The organism is Pseudomonas sp. SWRI77, from assembly GCF_014269105.1.
Taxonomy (GTDB): Bacteria; Pseudomonadota; Gammaproteobacteria; order Pseudomonadales; family Pseudomonadaceae; genus Aquipseudomonas; species Aquipseudomonas capeferrum.
Genome location: NZ_JABWRV010000054.1, coordinates 1 through 3,277, shown reverse-complemented (window position 1 = coordinate 3,277; position 3,277 = coordinate 1). Strand labels below are relative to the sequence as shown.

The following is a 3,277-nucleotide window of genomic DNA, read 5'->3' as shown; positions in this document are numbered from 1 at the left end:
AGTCAGTTTGGCCACTACGTCGTCAGTGGTGTCAGTCACTTTGACCGACGCCGCATCGCCCAGCTGCAGATTTTCGAAGGCACGGCCGTCGATGTCTGCTGCCGACTTGATGCCCAGGCTGATTTCACCGGCATCTTTGTAGACGTCGTCGCCTTGCGCAGCATGGCTGTACGGCGCGCTGGTTTCGCCAGCCTTGATGGTCACAACTTCATTGTTGCTCAGGGTCACGACAAGGTCGTGGTCCAGGGCAGCGTTGATGTGCACGGTGAAGGTCGGCTTCACGTTCTCTGCGACCGAGACCTGATCGGCGGTGATGGTGACCTTGACCAGGTCGCCTTCGTTGCCCGGAGTACCTGGCTCGTCGGTGACAGCGGTGCTGACCGGCGTCTTGTCCAAAACCAGGTTCTCGAACTTGCCAACATCAGCGCCGTCGACGCTGGCAATGGACTTGATCACCGGGTCATTGGTACCGGTGTAAACGTTGTCCGGAGCAGTGACAGTCACGAAGCCCGAGGTGCTGTTGGCTGGCACGGTGATGACCGTGGTGCCGTCGCTCAGGGTGAAAGTCAGGGCCGAGTGCTTGTCGATCGGCAGACCGTCTTTGTTGGTCAGCGTGATGGTGTAGGTGATCGCACCACCTTCGGTGACCGAAGGAGTAGCGGTCAGCTTGGCCACCACGTCGTCGGTGGTGTCGGTGACTTTGACCGACGCCGCGTCGCCCAACTGCAGGTTTTCAAAGGCACGACCGTCGACATCGACGGCGGACTTGATACCCAGGCTGATTTCGCCGGCGTCTTTGTAGACGTCGTCGCCCTGTGCAGCGTGGCTGTACGGTGCGCTGGTTTCGCCAGCCTTGATGGTCACAACTTCGTTGTTGCTCAGGGTCACGACAAGGTCGTGGTCCAGGGCAGCGTTGATGTGAACGGTGAAGGTCGGTTTAACGTTTTCCGCGACCGAAACCTGGTCGGCAGTAATGGTGACCTTGACCAGGTCGCCACCGTTGCCAGTGCCTGGGGTGCCCGAGCCAGGCTCGTCGGTCACAGTGGTGTTGACCGGGGTCTTGTCCAGGACCAGGTTCTCGAACTTGCCAACATCAGCGCCGTCGACGCTGGCGATGGACTTGATCACCGGGTCATTGGTACCGGTGTAAACGTTGTCCGGAGCAGTGACAGTCACGAAGCCCGAAGTGCCATTGGCCGGCACGGTGATCACGGTGGTGCCATCGCTCAGGGTGAAGGTCAGCGCCGAGTGCTTGTCGATCGGCAGACCGTCTTTGTTGGTCAGCGTGACGGTGTAAGTGATCGCACCACCTTCGGTGACCGAAGGAGTAGCGGTCAGCTTGGCCACCACGTCGTCGGTGGTGTCGGTGACTTTGACCGACGCGGCGTCGCCCAGCTGCAGGTTCTCGAAAGCACGACCGTCGACATCGACGGCGGACTTGATGCCCAGGCTGATTTCACCGGCGTCCTTATAGACGTCGTCGCCCTGTGCAGCGTGGCTGTACGGCGCGCTGGTTTCGCCAGCCTTGATGGTCACAACTTCGTTGTTGCTCAGGGTCACGACAAGGTCGTGGTCCAGGGCAGCGTTGATGTGAACGGTGAAGGTCGGTTTAACGTTTTCAGCGACCGAGACCTGGTCGGCAGTGATGGTGACCTTGACCAGGTCGCCACCGTTGCCAGTGCCTGGAGTGCCAGAGCCTGGCTCGTCGGTGACAGCGGTGCTGACCGGGGTCTTGTCCAGGACCAGGTTTTCGAACTTGCCAACATCAGCGCCATCAACCGAAGCGATCGACTTGATTACTGGGTCGTTGGTGCCGGTGTAGACGTTGTCAGGCGCAGTAACGGTGACGAAGCCCGAGGTGCTGTTGGCCGGCACAGTAATGACGGTGGTGCCGTCGCTCAGGGTGAAGGTCAGGGCCGAGTGTTTATCGATCGGCAGACCGTCTTTGTTGGTCAGGGTGATGGTGTAGGTGATCGCACCACCTTCGGTGACCGAAGGCGTTGCAGTCAGCTTGGCCACCACGTCGTCGGTGGTGTCAGTGACTTTGACCGACGCCGCATCGCCGAGCTGCAGGTTCTCGAAGGCACGGCCGTCGATGTCTGCTGCCGACTTGATGCCCAGGCTGATTTCGCCGGCGTCTTTGTAGACGTCGTCGCCCTGTGCAGCGTGGCTGTACGGCGCGCTGGTTTCGCCAGCCTTGATGGTCACAACTTCGTTGTTGCTCAGGGTCACGACAAGGTCGTGGTCCAGGGCAGCGTTGATGTGAACGGTGAAGGTCGGTTTAACGTTTTCAGCGACCGAGACCTGGTCGGCAGTGATGGTGACCTTGACCAGGTCGCCACCGTTGCCAGTGCCTGGGGTGCCCGAGCCAGGCTCGTCGGTAACAGCAGTGCTGACCGGCGTCTTATCCAGAACCAGGTTCTCGAACTTGCCAACATCGGCGCCATCAACCGAAGCGATCGACTTGATTACTGGGTCGTTGGTGCCGGTGTAGACGTTGTCCGGCGCGGTCACGGTGACGAAACCGCTGGTGCTGTTAGCCGGTACAGTAATGACCGTGGTGCCGTCGCTCAGGGTGAAGGTCAGCGCCGAATGTTTATCGATCGGCAGACCGTCTTTGTTGGTCAAGGTGACGGTGTAGGTGATCGCACCACCTTCGGTGACCGAAGGCGTTGCAGTCAGTTTGGCCACCACGTCATCGGTAGTGTCAGTGACTTTGACCGACGCGGCGTCGCCCAACTGCAGGTTCTCGAAGGCGCGACCGTCGACATCGACGGCGGACTTGATACCCAGGCTGATTTCACCGGCGTCCTTATAGACGTCGTCGCCTTGCGCAGCATGGCTGTACGGCGCGCTGGTTTCGCCAGCCTTGATGGTCACAACTTCGTTGTTGCTCAGGGTCACGACAAGGTCGTGGTCCAGAGCGGTATTGATGTGGACGGTGAAGGTCGGCTTCACGTTCTCTGCGACCGAGACCTGATCGGCGGTGATGGTGACCTTGACCAGAGCGCCTTCGTTGCCTGGAGTACCCGGCTCGTCGGTGACAGCAGTGCTGACCGGGGTCTTGTCCAGGACCAGGTTCTCGAACTTGCCGACGTCGGCACCGTCGACGCTGGCGATCGATTTGATCACCGGGTCATTGGTGCCGGTGTAGACGTTGTCCGGAGCAGTCACGGTGACGAAACCGCTGGTGCTGTTGGCCGGGACGGTGATGACGGTGGTGCCGTCGCTCAGCGTGAAGGTCAGCGCCGAATGTTTATCGATCGGCAGACCGTCT

Annotated in this window: 1 protein-coding gene; it reads right to left on the bottom strand. The window is 60.2% G+C overall.

Translation table 11 applies throughout. The annotated features are described in order from the left end of the window. Positions 1 to 3,277, bottom strand: a 3,277-nt coding sequence (locus tag HU766_RS25880; RefSeq protein WP_346656728.1) for an immunoglobulin-like domain-containing protein, incomplete at both ends; no start/stop codon positions are given.